At 31.1% G+C, this 13,651-nt stretch carries 11 protein-coding genes; 6 read left to right on the top strand and 5 right to left on the bottom strand.

What is annotated here, in order from left to right; genetic code table 11:
* Window positions 1-30: 30 nt before the first annotated feature.
* The 3 genes from fumC to CCO88_RS00255 form a co-directional block, all read right to left on the bottom strand.
* Window positions 31-1,422 (bottom strand): class II fumarate hydratase, encoded by a 1,392-nt coding sequence (gene fumC, locus CCO88_RS00265; protein ID WP_002777799.1) that lies wholly within the window; start codon window positions 1,420-1,422, stop codon window positions 31-33.
* Window positions 1,423-1,556: 134 nt separating this feature from the next.
* On the bottom strand, window positions 1,557-3,353 hold the full coding sequence (gene glmS, locus CCO88_RS00260; RefSeq protein ID WP_002780511.1) for a glutamine--fructose-6-phosphate transaminase (isomerizing): 1,797 nt from the start codon (window positions 3,351-3,353) through the stop codon (window positions 1,557-1,559).
* A 3-nt stretch (window positions 3,354-3,356) separates the two neighbouring features.
* Window positions 3,357-5,705, bottom strand: a complete 2,349-nt coding sequence (locus CCO88_RS00255) for a [protein-PII] uridylyltransferase family protein (protein ID WP_002780510.1) — start codon at window positions 5,703-5,705, stop codon at window positions 3,357-3,359.
* A gap of 142 nt (window positions 5,706-5,847) precedes the next feature.
* Here CCO88_RS00255 and mqnE point away from each other — a divergent pair, with 142 nt between their 5' ends.
* Genes mqnE through CCO88_RS00225 form a run of 6 tightly spaced genes read left to right on the top strand, consistent with a single transcriptional unit; the run spans window position 5,848 to window position 12,483 of the window.
* On the top strand, window positions 5,848-6,912 hold the full coding sequence (gene mqnE, locus CCO88_RS00250) for an aminofutalosine synthase MqnE (RefSeq protein WP_002780503.1): 1,065 nt from the start codon (window positions 5,848-5,850) through the stop codon (window positions 6,910-6,912).
* Between the two features lie 11 nt (window positions 6,913-6,923).
* Complete coding sequence (locus CCO88_RS00245) at window positions 6,924-8,243, top strand: NCS2 family permease (protein ID WP_002780501.1); 1,320 nt, start codon at window positions 6,924-6,926, stop codon at window positions 8,241-8,243.
* A 16-nt stretch (window positions 8,244-8,259) separates the two neighbouring features.
* Entirely contained in the window at window positions 8,260-8,703 is a 444-nt protein-coding gene (locus CCO88_RS00240) for a phosphoribosyltransferase (protein ID WP_002785706.1), read from the top strand.
* A 40-nt stretch (window positions 8,704-8,743) separates the two neighbouring features.
* Window positions 8,744-9,442 (top strand): MlaA family lipoprotein, encoded by a 699-nt coding sequence (locus tag CCO88_RS00235; RefSeq protein ID WP_002777810.1) that lies wholly within the window; start codon window positions 8,744-8,746, stop codon window positions 9,440-9,442.
* A gap of 9 nt (window positions 9,443-9,451) precedes the next feature.
* Window positions 9,452-10,021 carry a Tgt2/MlaC family protein gene (locus tag CCO88_RS00230; protein ID WP_002822438.1) on the top strand — a complete coding sequence of 190 codons (570 nt, stop codon included), beginning with the start codon at window positions 9,452-9,454 and terminating at the stop codon, window positions 10,019-10,021.
* Window positions 10,021-12,483: an efflux RND transporter permease subunit gene (locus tag CCO88_RS00225; protein WP_002838976.1), complete on the top strand. Its 2,463-nt coding sequence runs from the start codon at window positions 10,021-10,023 to the stop codon at window positions 12,481-12,483. Before CCO88_RS00230 ends, CCO88_RS00225 begins: the two co-directional genes overlap by 1 nt.
* 33 nt (window positions 12,484-12,516) lie before the next feature.
* Here the strand turns inward: CCO88_RS00225 and rdgB are convergent, their stop codons facing one another.
* A complete protein-coding gene (rdgB, locus tag CCO88_RS00220) occupies window positions 12,517-13,125 on the bottom strand; it encodes an RdgB/HAM1 family non-canonical purine NTP pyrophosphatase (RefSeq protein ID WP_002780486.1) in 609 nt (202 codons plus the stop codon).
* Window positions 13,097-13,552 (bottom strand): hypothetical protein, encoded by a 456-nt coding sequence (locus CCO88_RS00215; RefSeq protein WP_002777817.1) that lies wholly within the window; start codon window positions 13,550-13,552, stop codon window positions 13,097-13,099. The genes rdgB and CCO88_RS00215 overlap by 29 nt, the downstream gene beginning before the upstream one ends.
* Window positions 13,553-13,651: the final 99 nt, after the last annotated feature.

The following is a 13,651-nucleotide window of genomic DNA, read 5'->3' as shown; positions in this document are numbered from 1 at the left end:
CTCGCGTAAGAGAGAAACATCAAACTAGATTTAAGCTTTTGGTCCTATCATTTTAGCAGGATCAACGAATTTAGCAAAGTCTTCTTCGCTAACCAAACCTAACTCCATAGCACTTTCTTTTAAAGAAATACCTTTTTTATGTGCATTTTTAGCTACCTTAGCAGCATTTTCATATCCAATGTGTGGGTTTAATGCAGTCACTAGCATTAAAGAATTGTGTAGATTGTATTCTATTTTTTCACGATTTGGCTCTATACCTACAGCACAATGAATATTAAATGAATGCATAGAATCAGCAAGTAAATCAAGACTTTGTAAGAAATTATAGATAATCACAGGTTTAAATACATTAAGTTCAAAATTTCCTTGACTTGCAGCAAAACCTATAGCCGCATCATTTCCCATCACTTGAACCGCAACCATAGTAATAGCTTCACATTGTGTAGGATTAACCTTACCTGGCATGATAGAACTTCCTGGTTCATTCTCAGGGATATTAAGTTCACCAAGTCCGCATCTAGGACCCGAAGCTAACCATCTGATATCATTTGCTATTTTCATTAAATTTGCAGCCAAGCCTTTCATAGCTCCATGAGTAAAATTAATAGCATCATGGCTTGTTAAAGCATGGAATTTATTTGGACTTGAAACAAATTTTGTACCTATAAGCTTACTAAGTTCTTCGCTCACTTTTTCACTGAGTTCTGGATGAGCATTAAGTCCTGTTCCCACCGCTGTTCCGCCTATTGCCAATTCTCTTAAGGTTGGTAAAGAAGCGATAATTTGCTCTTTTGAATGTAAAAGCATAGAAAGATAACCGCTGAATTCTTGCGCTAAAGTAAGCGGTGTAGCATCTTGTAAATGCGTGCGTCCTATTTTGATAATTCCTTCAAATTCTTTTACCTTTTTTTCAAAAGTAGCAATAAGCTCATCAAGTGCAGGAATAAGCTTTTTCTCCACTTGTTCTACTGCAACTATACTCATAGCAGTTGGGAAAGTATCATTAGAACTTTGAGACATATTTACATGATCATTTGGATGTACAAGTTTTTCTTTACGAAAATCTCCGCCCATGATTTCAGTTGCACGATTTGCAATCACTTCATTCATATTCATATTGCTTTGTGTGCCTGATCCTGTTTGCCAAATTGCAAGTGGGAAATTATCATCAAATTTACCTGCGATAATCTCATCGCAAGCTTGAACTATAGCACTTTTTTTAGCATCATCTAGCTTGCCAAGTTTATTATTTACCAAAGCCAAGGACTTTTTAAGATTTGCAAAAGCATAGATTAGCACCTTTGGCATCTTTTCGCAACCAATTTTGAAATTTTCAAAACTTCTCTCTGTTTGAGCACCCCAATATTTGTCATTTGGAACTTTAATTTCGCCCATGGTATCATGTTCAATTCTATATTCCATTAGGTTTCCTTTCTAGAAAATTGTTATGCAATTATTTAAACAAAAATAAGCATAAAATTAGCTTATAATTTAAAATTTATTTATTTTTTTGGAATTTATGAGAGTTTATGTGCAGTTTTATAACTGCACGGGGTTTATTCAACGGTTACACTTTTTGCTAAATTTCTTGGCATATCTACATCATTGCCAAGTCTTATAGAAATTTCCATCGCTAGAAGTTGAGTGATCACCATCATTTCAAAAAATTCACACATATAATGATCTTGCTCGTTGGTTTTTATAAAATCATCACTTAAATCAAAATCCAAAGGAGAAACGCAAAGAACAGTAGAATCCCTAGCTATCAATTCCTCAACATTTGATTTGGTTTTTTCATAAAGTAGGGTTTTAGGCATTAAAGCTATAGTATAAAGCTTAGAATCAGCCAAAGCTATAGGTCCGTGCTTCATTTCTCCTGCAGGATAACCTTCAGCATGCAAATAAGAGAGTTCTTTTAATTTTAAAGCTCCCTCTAAAGCCAAAGGATAGAACACATCTCTACCTATAAAGAAAAATCCATGGCCGTCTAAGTAACGCTTAGATAAACGATGAATTTTTTCATGTAATTTAGCACTTACCGCAACGCAATTAGGAGTATGTAAAAGAGCTTTGATTTGGGCACTCATATCAATTTTTTTCTTTTGAGCAATAAAAATTGCCAACATCCAAAGTGTTAAAACTTGAGTTGCAAAAGCCTTGGTTGAAGCTACACCTTTTTCAATGCCTGCGCGCGTTAGAAGACTTAAGTGTGCCAAACGGACTATATTGGAATTATCCACATTACAAATAGCAAATGTTTTAGCTCCTTGCTCTTTTGCAATTTTTAAGGCTTCTAAAGTATCTGCGGTTTCTCCGCTTTGAGAAATTACGATAAATAAAGAATTAGGCTTAATAATGGCTTCTCTGTAGCGAAATTCACTAGCAATTTCTACCTTAGCCTTAACCCTAGCCAAACGCTCAAACAAATACGCGCTTGCCATAGCAGCATGATAGCTAGTTCCACAAGCACAAAGTGTGATTTCATCAACTGTACTTAAATCCTCATTTTCAAGCTCATCAAAAACCACCTCATCACCATTAATGCGCCCCATCAAAACCTCGCTCATTACGCGACTTTGCTCATAAATTTCTTTTTCCATAAAAAAGCGAAAACCATCTTTTTTTGCATAAGCTTTATCGCCTGAAAGCTTGGTAAAGGAATTTTGTTTTAATTGATTATTTTCATAAATAACAAGTTCCTTTTCATTAGCATAGCCTAAGCTTAAATCCTCAAGATAAATTACCTCATCGCAAAGCCCTATCAAAGGCGTATCAGCACTTGCAAAATAAAATTCATTATTTTGAGATTTTCCTACGATTAAAGGAGCGGCATTTTTAGCAAAAAATACACGAGTAGGATCTTTTTTACTCACTAAAAGTGTGGCAAAAGCACCTCTAAGTTCTTCTATTGTTTTTTTCCAAGCCTCGAAAACTTCCATTTTTTCTGCATAAAATTCAAAAAGTTGAACTATAACCTCTGTATCTGTTTGGCTTAGAAAACTCACTCCTTGGTCTTCAAGCTTGTTTTTAATCTCTTTATAATTTTCTATAATACCATTATGAATCACACAAGAATACTGACCCAAATGAGGATGTGCATTGATTTCAGTAGGTTTTCCATGGGTTGCCCAGCGTGTATGACCTATAGCAAAACCAAATTCCTCACTTGTAAAATTTGCACATTTATTGGCCAAATTTTCAAGCTTACCTACAGCTTTGAAAAAATCAAGCTCTCCATTTTTCATCACTGCTAAACCCGCACTATCATAACCGCGATATTCAAGCTCTTTAAGCCCACTTAAAATGGTATGTTTTTTTTCATTTTTTCCTATATAACCTACAATTCCACACATGATTTACTCACTTATTAAAGAAATTAACAATTTTTCTTCATTTTTCTCCAAATTTTCATTTTTTTGAAAAATAAAGGTATTACGCGTTCTTTGGCGTATGGTTTGAATTTTTGCTGCAGATAAAACCAAACCTAACTCGTTAAAAATATTCATCATATATGCCATCAAACCTTGTTGATCTTTAGTATTTAAACTAAGTTTTGCATAAATTTTAGAATAATTTAAATCCAATTTTAACTCATCTTTTTTAATGATTGGCTTTTTGATCTTTCTTGAAGAAAAACCACTTAAATTTGAATTTAAAAGCTCGCAAAGTTTGTTTTTTTGCTCATCTGTAATGATATTATCATACTCAAATCTTAAATAAATTTTATCATCAAATAACTCAAATAAATTCATAAAAACTAAATTTAAATTTGCTAAAGCGGTCAAAACAATTTCTATTTTAAAATCCTTAAAAGCAACAATTTGAAGACTTAAATTTGTACTATTGCTAAACCAAAATTTAAAATCATTTTCCTTTGCAAATCGTGCAATTTCAACAATATCTTCAAAAGTATTTTTGATGATAAAAAGATTGGATTTTATATGAGTGATCTTATCTTGTAAAATAGCATTTTGCTCCAAGAAAAGCTTTGTTCTTTTGAGTGTTAATTCTTTTTTTACACGCCTTGCGGTTTCATCAAGTAAATTTTCATCATCAAAACCTTGTTTAGCATTTTCTAAAATTCTATCTATAACCTTATAAAAAAATGGATTACGATTTAAAGCTTTTGCTTTAAGCCAAGTAAGAGTATGTAAAAGCTCTAAGGTTTTTAAATTTTCAACCTTAGAAAGCAAAGCACATATAATGATAGGATTATAAACGTCTTCTTTTTCGGCAAGCTCTTTTAAAGCATTGTGATTTTTAAAAATCCTAAGCCCAAGTTCAAAAATATCATTTTTTAGATTAAATTTAATACAATAAGCCCTATATATACTCGCTAAAGAAATTTCATTTTCATTGTTAATTGCGCTTAAAAGTATGACTAATTTTAAAATCATTTTCTCATCTGTATTTAAATTTTTCAAACTCTCAAGTTCGTCTTCGTATTTTTCAAATTCTTTTAAAAGCAAAAATGCTTGCTCATCAAAACTATAATCCCCCTCCTCATCGCTTAAAAAACGCACCATACCAAAAGGCTTGCATAATTCTTTTAAAATTCCACTATCAAGTAAAAGTTTTAAAATACAAAAACTATGTCTTTTATAAAATATTTTTTCAAAAAGAGCTAAAGCTTTCTCTAAATCCTTTTTTCCATAACTTAAATTTTTAAGAGCAAAAACCAAATCTAAATCAAAAGCAATATCTTGATCTTTAAAACCCAACAAAAAAGTTAATGCTTCTGCTAAATTTTTAAATCGGTATTGTTTTTGTGCAATATTTTGTAATTCATTTTGAATTTTATAAGCTAAAAAATGGGTATAAAAACCTATAGTATGCATACTTTGCAAGGCTTTTTGCGCTAAGATTTTTTCAGCATCTAAATTTTTCTTGCCCTTTCTATACATCAATTCTGCAATCTCGTGAATATTGCTAAATAAAAATTCGTCTTGATCTTTATTGCTTTGCAAATTTATAGCAGATTTTAAGGACAATAAAAAATCCGCCGCTAAGCGCAACTCGCTTACATTTTTTTCATCCATAAAATTTAAAGCATAGTTTTTAGGGGAATTTTTAAAAAGAGTTAACAAGCTTTCTAAAGCTCGTAAGTGATCTAAGCCCCCAAAATCTTTTTTTATGTTGAATTCTTGCTTGATAAAAGGAAGGTTAAAATCTTTAAAATTAGCAAGTAAAATTTGAGCAAATTCATTTTTATTTGTTTGGAGTATGCTATCAAATTTTTCCTTGACTGGTTTAAATAAAATTTTAGATCCACATATAAAGCGAGCACCTATTATGGTTGTTTTAAGCTCATTGCTAGCATTATAAAGTCCATTTAGTTCTAAAACCACATAATCAATTTGCAAATGCACATCATTTAATATCTCTATAAAAGCTTTAATCATAGGTTTTAAATGATAAGCTTTAATATCCTTATAAACAAAAATCAAAGAAACGCTTTCATTTGCGCAAAGATTATTTTTTGCATATCCTTTGCTTGCCAAAACACAAAAGGGTATATTATCGCTTGTAGGCAAAAAATTTTCAAAACATTCCTTTAATACTATATCATAAGTTTTTTTTAAAAAATTATCCATATTTTTAGAATGATACAGACTAAATGATCCTTGTTTTAAAAAAAATTTTCTATAGTTTTGCGCATAGGTATTGAGATTTTTCTCAAAAAGTTCTAATTCTTTATTTAACAAATCTTTACTCTCTTTTAAAATTTCATTTATAAGATTTTAACAAAAATATCTTTTATTTTGGCTTTGCTATAAACTCTTTTTCAGTAAGCAAAATTTATAATGTTTTTTCAAAAATTCTAAAAATTTATAGAAGTGAAAATCAATGAAAAATCTACTTGAAAAACTAGAAAATGAAGAAAGATTAAATGAAAATGAAGCAAATGCTCTATGGGATTTAGATCTTTTTACCTTAGCTAAATTTGCTCACAAAAAACGCACTAAGTTTCATGGAAAAAAGGTGTATTTTAATATAAATCGCCATATAAATCCTACAAATATTTGCACAGATACATGTAAATTTTGTGCTTTTTCAGCGCACCGAAAAAATCCAAATCCTTATCTTATGAGCCATGAAGAAATTATGAAAATAGTTGACGATACTATCACTCGTGGCACCAAAGAAGTACATATTGTTTCAGCACACAATAAAGACACAAGTTGGCAGTGGTATTTAGAAATTTTTAAAATGATTAAAGAAAAATACCCCCAAATGCATATAAAAGCCATGACAGCAGCAGAAATTGACTTTTTGCATCGCCGTTTTAAAATGAGCTATGAAGAAGTGATAGAAAAAATGCTTGAATACGGCGTGGATTCTATGCCTGGGGGTGGAGCAGAAATTTTTGATGAAGAAATACGCAAAAAAATCTGCCATGGAAAAGTAAGCAGCGAAAATTGGCTCAAAATTCACAAACTTTGGCATGATAAAGGCAGACAAAGCAATGCTACTATGCTTTTTGGACATATCGAAGAAAGACACCATAGGATAGACCATATGTTAAGACTTCGTGCTTTGCAAGATGAAAGTGGAGGTTTTAACGCATTTATTCCTTTGGTTTGGCAAAGAGATAATAGCTATATACAAACAGATAAGATAATGGATAGTGAAGAAATTTTAAAAACCATAGCTATTTCTCGCTTAGTACTTGATAATATCAAAAACATTAAAGCTTATTGGGCGACTATGACTTTAAATTTAGCCATGGTTGCGCAAGAATTTGGTGCAAATGACTTAGATGGCACTATAGAAAAAGAAAGTATACAAAGTGCAGGAGGAGCAAAATCTGCTAAGGGTACTAACCTAAAAACCTTTATCGAAATGATAAAAACAGCAAATTTAACTCCTGTAGAACGCGATAGTTTATATAATGAACTACAAACCTACTAAGGATTAAAAAAATGGATTTTTTTAAACTCAAAGAAAATGGTACCAATGTTCGAACTGAAGTTGTAGCAGGATTAACAACTTTTTTAGCCATGGTTTATATCATTCCTGTAAATTCAAGCATAGTAGGCAATACAGGCATGCCGATAGAAGCTTTAATTACTGCAACTGCTTTAATTACTATTGTTGCAACTGCTTTTAATGCCTTTTTTGCTAATACTCCAGTAGCCATGAGTGTTGGAATGGGTTTGAATGCTTATTTTACTTTTGCAGTTTGCTTAGGACAAAAAATACCATGGCAAAGTGCCTTAGGGGCAGTCTTTATCTCAAGTATTATTTTTCTAATCCTTTCTTTTACCCCCTTTCGCCTTTGGGTTATACGCAATATACCTAAAGATTTGCGCTTAGCCATTTGCGCAGGGATTGGATGCTTTATCGCTTTTTTAGGCTTAAGTCAAATGGGCATTATAACGCCAAATAAAGATACTTTAGTCAGCATAGGAAATTTTAAAAATCCCCGTGTGCTTTTTGGAATTTTTACCCTCATTTTAATTGTATTTTTTTGGGCTATAAAACTAAGAGGGGCTTTTATTTTAGGAGTTTTAATAAGCTCTATTATAGCTTGGATTTTTGGGATTGATAATGCAAGTTTTCCTAAGCAAATCCTTTCTTTACCTAATTTTAGTAGTGACAATGGCTTAGGAGCTATTTTTTTAGAACTTAATATCAAAAGTGCTTTAAATATCACTATGATACCTATTATCCTTACTTTTTTTATCACTCAACTTTTTGATAGCATAGGCACTATCACGGGTATAGGCGAGAGGGGTAAAATTTTTGATGATGCAAAAGATGGAGAGAAAAAACTAGGTAAAACCCTTATGGCAGATGCTACAGGTTCAGCTCTAGGTGCACTAGGCGGAACTTCGACTGTAACTGCTTTTGTAGAAAGTACAACAGGGGTTGAAAGTGGAGGTAGAACAGGACTTACCGCTTTAGTTGTGGCTATTTGCTTTGCTTTCACACTTTTTTTGCTCCCACTTTTTAAAGCTATTCCCGCAAATGCTATATATCCTGTACTTGTAATGGTAGGAATTTTAATGTTTATGGAAGTTAAAAATATAGACTTTAAAGACAGTGCTATTGCAGTAGCTAGCTTTTTTACTATCATTATGATGCCTTTTACTTATTCGATTACCACAGGTTTTGCCTTTGGTTTTCTTTCTTATTTATTGGTTCGAATTTTTAAGAGAGAATGGGATAAGATTAATCTTGGTATTATAGTTTTAAGCTTAATTTCCTTAGGAAATTTCTTACTCATTGCTTTGCAATAAAAAAAGGGGGACAAAAATGATTTTTTATTCTTATGAAGAATTTAAAGAAGATGTAAAAATTTTGGCTAAAGAAATCAAAGAAGATTTTAATCCTGATGCACTTTTAGCCATAGCAAGAGGAGGAATGAGTTTAGGACATTCTTTAGCAGTTGCTCTTCAAACACGCAAGCTTTTTGCTCTAAATTCTATCCACTATGATGATACAAAAAAACTTGATACTATTGAGATTTTTAATATTCCTGATCTTAGCAAGTACAAAAAAATTCTACTCATTGATGATATTGTAGATAGTGGGGAAAGTTTGGCTGAAATTAAAAAGGTTTTACTTGAAAAATTTCCACATATAGAACTTAAAGTTGCTACGATTTTTTATAAAAAAACTGCACTTTTAGAACCCGAATTTAAGGTAAAAGAAGCTAAAGAATGGGTTGAATTTTACTGGGATATTCATATTGATTAGAATCTGCTATAATAACGGCTTTTAATCTTAGGAGTTTTATTTGAAATTAAAATTAATATCCTGTATTTTACTCTTTAGCACAATCTTTGCTTTTGCAAATGAGCTTGATTTAAATGATTTTGAAGAAGAGTATCAAAGCTATAAAGTAAATGACCCACTTTATGGGTACAATAAAGCAATGACAAGCTTTAATGTAGCTTTGTATGATTATAGCCTTCGTCCTATTCTTAAAGGCTACAATGCTATCACTCCTGAATTTATTCGCACGGGCGTAAGAAATTTTTTTGATAATTTATTTGCACCCCTACGCTTTGTAGGCAATGTCTTGCAATTTAAATTTGAAGAAGCAGGAGAAGAATTTAAAAGATTTAGTGCTAATACCATTATGGGTTTTGGTGGGATTATGGATCCTGCAAGTAAAATGGGACTTAAAAAACACCCTGCTGATTTAGGAACTGTTTTAGCGCATTGGGGAGTGGGAAGCGGTTTTCATATCGTTTTGCCCATACTTGGACCTAGCAATTTAAGAGATACATTAACCCTACCTGCAACTTGGTATGCAAGCCCAACAGCTTATATCGATCCCACTTGGGCAAGCATAGCCATAAGCGCCTATGGCTTTGGAAATGAACTTAGCTTTAGACTTGATGAGATTGATGAGATTTATTATAATACTCCTAACTTATATCCGTTTATACGCGATGCTTACGAGCAAAGACGCAATGAACTTAGTAAATAAAGGAAAAAAATGAAAAAAATATTTTTAATTCTAGTTTTATCTTTAAATATTTTTGCCTTACAATTAGATGAAATTTCTAATACCATGCAAAAAAATATCAATAAAAGCCTACAACTTCTACAAAACAACAAAGAAGATAAAAAACAAGCTGCTGATGGAATTTTTCTAATTTTTGATCATATAATTGATTATAAACTCATGGCTCAACTGAGCCTTTCTAAAGATTATGCTAAATTAAACCCTAAAGAACAAGAAAAATTTGCTAGTGCTTTTGAGGCAAGCCTTAAAAAAAGCTTTACAGATAAACTCGATCTTTATAAGGATCAAGTTTTAATGGTAAAAAATGGAGAATTAAAAAACGCAAAACGATATTTTTTAACCTCTTCGATGATAGTAGATGGGGAAGAAAAAAATATCATCTTTAAATTTTATAACAATAATAATGATTGGCTTATCTACGATATCGATGTTTTGGGTGTTAGTATAGTTCAAACCTATAGATCTCAATTTGGGGATATTTTAGCAAACCAAGATTTTGATACTCTACTTCAGAAACTTGAGAATATAACCATAGAATAATGTTTGCGAAATTCTTAAAAATTTTTATTTATCATCCAAAAAGTACTTTTTTTGCTACTCTTTTTATATGCTTATTTTTAAGCTTTTTCGCTTCTAAATTAAGCGTAGATGCAAGTGCTGAAAGCTTGCTTTTAGAGGATGATAAAGATTTAAAAATTTTTAGAGAACTTTCTAAACATTATAAAAGTGATAATTTTTTACTTTTAGCTTTTAAACCTGAAGATGAAAACCCTTTTTCAGGTAAAAATTTAAACAAATTAAAAGAGCTTCATCAAGAATTAGAACAAGTTTCATTAGTCGAGCGTGTTTTTAGCATTATCAATGCTCCTTTGCTCCAAAGTTCAGAAAATACAGACTTAAAAGAACTTTTAAAAAATATTCCCAATATACAAAGCAAGGATATTAACCTCACCAAAGCTCAAAATGAAATTTTAAACAGTCCTTTTTATAAAAACAATATCATTTCAAAAGATGGCAAAACAACAGGACTTATCATCTATCTTAAACCCGATACAATCTATAATGAACTCATAGAAAAACGCGATCTTAGCACAGATGAGAATAAAAAAGAGCAAATTCGCTTAGCAATTAAAAAACACCAAGAACAACAAAAAATCATTACAAAACAAGGCTTAGATACAATCAAAAATATCATCAAAAAATATGAAAAAAATGAGGATAGATTCTATCTTGGCGGGGTGAGTATGATTGCTGATGATATGATAACTTATATAAAATCTGATCTCATGCTCTATGGAATTTCTCTTGTGTTTTTATTAGCATGTGCACTTTATTGCTTTTTTCGTGCGTGGCGTTTTGTATTTTTACCTCTCTTTATTTGTTTTATAAGTTTAAGTGCGGCAAGTGGCGTTTTTGCTCTTTTAAATTTTCAAATCACGGTTATTTCTTCAAACTATGTTGCTTTGGTCTTAATCATCACTCTAAGCGTAGTCATTCACCTCATCACACATTTTATAGAAATTAGCAAGCTTTATCCAAAAGCTAAAATCGAACGCCTTGTACTTCAAACCCTACTTGCAAAAGCAAATCCTAGTTTTTATGCCATCATTACAACCATGATAGGCTTTTTCTCCCTCATGCTTTCAAATATAGAGCCTATCATAAAACTTGGTATTATGATGAATATAGGTATAGGACTTGCACTTATTTTTAGCTATTTATTTTTAGCAAGTATTTTAGTGCTTCTTAAACTCAAAAAATATTACAAAAAAGAATTTAAATTTAATTTCTTAGCTTTTTGTGCTAAAACAAGCCTAGATCCTAAAAAACGCTCTATTATATACATACTCTCCATTACTACTATTATCTTGGCTCTAATAGGAATTTCTAAACTAAGAGTTGAAAATTCTTTTGTAAATTATTTTAAAGATGGAAGTGAAATCAAAAAAGGCTTATTGGTTATTGATAAAAATTTAGGCGGAACCCTGCCTTTGGATATTATCATTCGTTTTCCTGATAATAAAAACAACCCTAGTTTAAATGATGTATTTGATAGCTTTGAAAGCGAATTTGATGCTCTAGCAACAAAGGATACTTATTGGTTCAATTCTCAAAAAACGCGTATTGCAAAAAAGGTGCATGAATTTTTAGAAAATAAAGAATTCATAGGTTCGGTTTTAAGTCTTAATAGCCTTTTAAGTCTAGGAAAAAATATCAATGATGGCAAGGATTTAGATGATTTTACTCTTGCGTTTTTAAACGAAAATTTACCCCCAGAACTTAAGCAAGAACTTCTTTCACCCTTTGTTAATATAGAAGAAAATGAGTTAAGATTTAGCATACGTATTATAGATTCTGATCCAAAACTAAGGCGTAATGAATTTCTAACAAATCTCAAGCAAGAGCTCGAAACACTTTTAAAAAATGATGGTGTGGAAATTCAAATCACAGGCATTATGCTACTTTATAATAATATGCTTCAAAGTCTTTTTTCATCACAATTTGATACACTTGTTTTTGTTATCTTAGTTATCTTTGTATTGTTTATCATTATTTTTAGAAGCTTGAAATTTTCAATTATTGCCCTACTGGTTAATATCATTCCTTTAAGTATGGTTTTTGCCCTTATGGGAATTTTAGGCATACCTTTAGATATGATGAGTATTACCATAGCTGCTATAGCCATAGGTATAGGCGTGGATGATACCATACATTATATCTATCGTTTTAAAGAAGAAATAAAAACCAAAAGCGTAGAAGAAGCGATTTTAGCTTCACATCTTAGCATAGGATCGGCACTTTATTATACAACCATTGGTATAGTTTTAGGTTTTAGCGTTATGATGAGTAGTAATTTTATTCCTACGATTTATTTTGGAGTTTTAACTGTATTTGTGATGATTTTACTTTTAAGTGGAAGCTTATTTTTGCTTCCAAGTCTTTTGGTTACAATTTATACTAAGAAAACCAAAGCTTTAAACCCGCATAAAGCACATAAATAAATATAACCGCTAAAATATACTTGATAAAATTTCTCACCCTTTTCCTTTATTTAAAACTTTTAAAACAATCCTTGTAAGTTCCAAAGCTTTAAAACGATGCGAAAGTTGGTTTTTTTCATTATGGCTAAGTTCTGCTAAAGTTTTATCAAAGCCTTTAGGGATAAAAAGGCTATCATAGCCAAAGCCATTTTCACCTCTTTCTGTGTTAATTACATGTCCGTGCATAGTTCCATGCATTGTCCATTCACCCTCTAAGCTTACCAAAGCGATAGCAGCTACATAATGAACCTTACTTTTTTCAAAGCCCAAAACTCTCATTTGTTTTACAAGCTCATCACGATTGCTTTTATCATCTCCCTTACCACTAAAACGCGCAGAATAAATTCCTGGCTTACCGCCCAAAACATCGACACAAATTCCGCTATCATCGCTTAAAACAATAAATTCATTTTTTTGATTTTCATCCAAAGCATTAAAAACCGCTCTTGCTTTTATAAGAGCATTTTCTTTAAAACTATTGCCATTTTCTTCTATTTCAAAGGTGGTTAGAATTTCATCAAAGGCATAAATTTCAAATTCTTTTAAAAGTTCTTTTAATTCTATAACTTTGTGTTTATTGCTTGTTGCTAATAAAATTTTCATTATCTTGCTCCAAAAATTGAATTATTTTCGCTAAATTATCATTTTTAATCCCTTGCCAAACTAAGAAAAAATCAAGTATATTCCATATAAAAAGAGCGACGATATTAAAAATCCATACTACAAGCATAGAAGATGAATCAAAAAAACCTGCAATAAGTAAACCTATAAAAATAAAAGCCCACATTGCCATTTTTGCAAAACCAAGCCCCATATCCCCTTTATAAAAACGATCAAAAGTAAGCCCTGATAAAATAAAAGCAGGTACTACGCCTAAAATAAGCCCTATAATAGGATTTTTCAATTCTAAATACCAAAAACGAAACAATGTTTCATCGCTTAAAGTTTCAATTTTATCTTTATAAGCTGCCAGCAGCTCTATATTTACTTTACCTTCCATTGCCAAAGAAAAAGTTTGAAAACGATTCATAAACCCATCCTTTTAAAAAATTAAAATCTTACTTTTTTAAGCCTTTTAAAAAGATAAAATAAAAAACTTAACAATCCTTAATATAATTCATAGTAAAAT

The sequence above is a fragment of the Campylobacter coli LMG 9860 genome (genome assembly GCF_000254135.1).
Taxonomy (GTDB): domain Bacteria; phylum Campylobacterota; class Campylobacteria; order Campylobacterales; family Campylobacteraceae; genus Campylobacter_D; species Campylobacter_D coli.
Note: the sequence above shows the minus strand (reverse complement) of the source record. Positions and strands in the feature narration are given on the sequence as shown.